This window comes from Bradyrhizobium sp. 35 (assembly GCF_023073215.1).
Taxonomy (GTDB): domain Bacteria; phylum Pseudomonadota; class Alphaproteobacteria; order Rhizobiales; family Xanthobacteraceae; genus Bradyrhizobium; species Bradyrhizobium canariense_D.
The window spans coordinates 1-2449 of record NZ_JADPJC010000046.1 but is presented as its reverse complement, the minus strand read 5'-3'; the positions used below and the strand labels follow the sequence as shown (position 1 = coordinate 2449).

The 2449-nt window shown below is 59.9% G+C and carries 2 protein-coding genes; both read left to right on the top strand.

The window, feature by feature from the left end; translation table 11 throughout:
* Window positions 1-487: 487 nt before the first annotated feature.
* A complete protein-coding gene (locus IVB36_RS07880) occupies window positions 488-2062 on the top strand; it encodes an AMP-binding protein (RefSeq protein ID WP_247391083.1) in 1575 nt (524 codons plus the stop codon).
* A 102-nt stretch (window positions 2063-2164) separates the two neighbouring features.
* Window positions 2165-2449: enoyl-CoA hydratase/isomerase family protein (locus tag IVB36_RS07875; RefSeq protein WP_247391081.1), on the top strand; the 285-nt coding region annotated here is incomplete at its 3' end.

Below are 2449 nucleotides of genomic sequence, written 5' to 3'. Positions count from 1 at the left end.
GAGAAGCTGGCGTCGTCTCGATGGCCACAACCAGTTGCCAAAACTCGTTGTCGGTGTGACATTCAATGATGGGATCGAGGTCATCGCCAAGCCGACCGACCGCCAGCCCATAACCGCCGCCGCCTGACCGGCTCGGGCCGTCACCAAAATTTGGCGATAGCTCTCGGGCATGAAGGCCCGACTCGGCTTGACCAGGAACAACGTCTTGAGGCTCAACAGCTAGCTAGTGCCTCTGAACCGTTCAGATCATTACCAGGACAATCACGAGATTCTGCGCTGCTTTTTGATAAGCCGTTTGAAACCGCTGTTTGTGCGGACTGTCTTACGGCGGCGCGATTGCACTCAGTGATTAATTTTTGCGCCAAGGCGACCAAAGTCGGGGGTTTTGTTCTGAGTGGCAAGGTAAACCTCTTGCAATATCTGATGTTGGCCGTTTGCTTTCCGTTCTCGTGCATGCAGCCAAAGATCGACAACGTTTGTGGCTGAAATGACCGAAGAGATTATCGCGCTCGGCGAGAAACTTTCCCGATGCGCCCAGACAGCGCCGCATGCCCGAGCAGTTAGTTGTGGTGAGACCACTCTTACCTTTGGCCAACTGGATGCGCAAACTAACCGGATCGCCTACGCTCTAGAGGGACTGGGCGTGAAACTGGGCGACCTCGTCACGATAGGCCTGCCCAACAGCATTGATTTCATCGAGGCTTGCTGGGGGGCCTGGAAGGTAGGTGCAACCCCGCAGCCGGTGTCGTTCCGGCTACCCAATGCCGAGCTGCGCGCGATCGTCGACCTCGCCGAGCCGTCAGTTGTGATCGCATTGCCGGGCATGGAGACCAACCGGCGGCGCTTCACGATCGAGGAGCTGCTCGCACTATCCCGCGATACTCGGCCCCTGGAACCGCGAGTGGCTCCTGTCTTGAGGGCCATGACCTCGGGCGGTTCGACGGGACGTCCCAAGCTGATCCTGTCCGGCTCGTCCGCCCTGACTCTGGCTGAACCTGGGAATGGCCCAAATTTTTGGCGGTTTGGTTTGGGCGATACGGCCTTGATTCCTGCACCGCTCTATCATACCGGCCCATTCTCATGCGCCCAAGACGCACTAACTCGTGGGGTTCACGTGGTGCTGATGCCGCGCTTCGATGCCGAGGGCCTGCTGGCTGAGATCGATCGGCACCAGGCCACTTGGGTGTATCTGGTGCCCACCATGATGAGCCGCATCTGGCGACTGCCGGAAGAGGTGCGAGGCCGCTATGACATTTCATCGCTGAAGACGCTCTGGCACCTAGGCGCGCCTTGCCCACCATGGCTCAAGGAGGCCTTCATCAACTGGCTCGGGCCTGAGGTGATCATGGAGCTCTATGCCGGCTCTGAGAACCAAGCCGGCACGACTATCACTGGAACCGAATGGCTGGATCATCGCGGCTCCGTTGGACGCGTGAGCTCGGGTGAAATGAAAACCGTTGGCGCCGACGGAAACGTGCTGCCACCCGGCGAGGTGGGGGAGATTTACATGCGGCGTTCGGCGGGATCACCGCCTACCTACAATTACCGGGGAGCGACTGCGCGCACCCTGCCCGGCGGCTGGGAGAGCCTCGGTGACATCGGTTACTTTGACGCTGACGGCTATCTCTACCTCTCTGACCGGCGGACTGACATGATCCTCGTCGGAGGGTCTAACGTCTATCCTGCTGAGGTGGAAGCGGCGATAGACGAACACCCCGCAGTAATGTCGAGCACCGTGGTTGGCCTGCCGCATGAGGATATGGGTTCGTCCATTCACGCCATTGTCCAGGCTCGCCCGGGTCTGACTGAGGACGCGCTGCTAGCACATCTAGCCGAGCGGCTAGTACCCTATAAGCGTCCGCGCACCATCGAGTTCGTAGACGAGCCTCTTCGCGACGAAGCAGGCAAGGTGCGGCGCACACAGTTGCGTGACGATCGCATCGCCCGGATACAGTCCACCCTTGGCGAAACCTATTCAGGCAGCGGCACATCCTCCGGAACAGCAGCTGTAGCAGCCGCGACGCTACGGCGCATTACAGGACGTTCGAGTGGATCGCCTTGATCGGCTCGCTTCTACGGATGTCGATCATCAGATGGCGATCCGCTTTGCGCTGAGGTGTCGTCAGCCAAGAAGCGCATGAAACACAAACCGAAGGGATAAAGAGTGGAAACCGTGAAACTAGAACGTCACGACGCGATCGGTGTGATCACGGTCAACAGCCCTCCGGTCAACGCGCTGAGCGCCGCGGTTCGCGGCGGAATTCTGGAGTGCATCAAGGCCGCAATCGCCGATCCCGCCATCAAGGGCATCGTGCTGACCTGCGCCGGCCGCACCTTCATTGCGGGCGCTGACATCACCGAATTCGGCAAGCCGCCGAAGCCGCCCGCCCTTAACGACGTGCTTTCCGAGATCGAGAATTCACCGAAGCCGGTCGTGGCCGCGATCCAC

Excerpts from the sequence above, each read along its gene's own strand:
- IVB36_RS07880 (WP_247391083.1), top strand. The coding sequence starts at position 488 with ATGACCGAAGAGATTATCGCGCTCGGCGAGAAACTTTCCCGATGCGCC.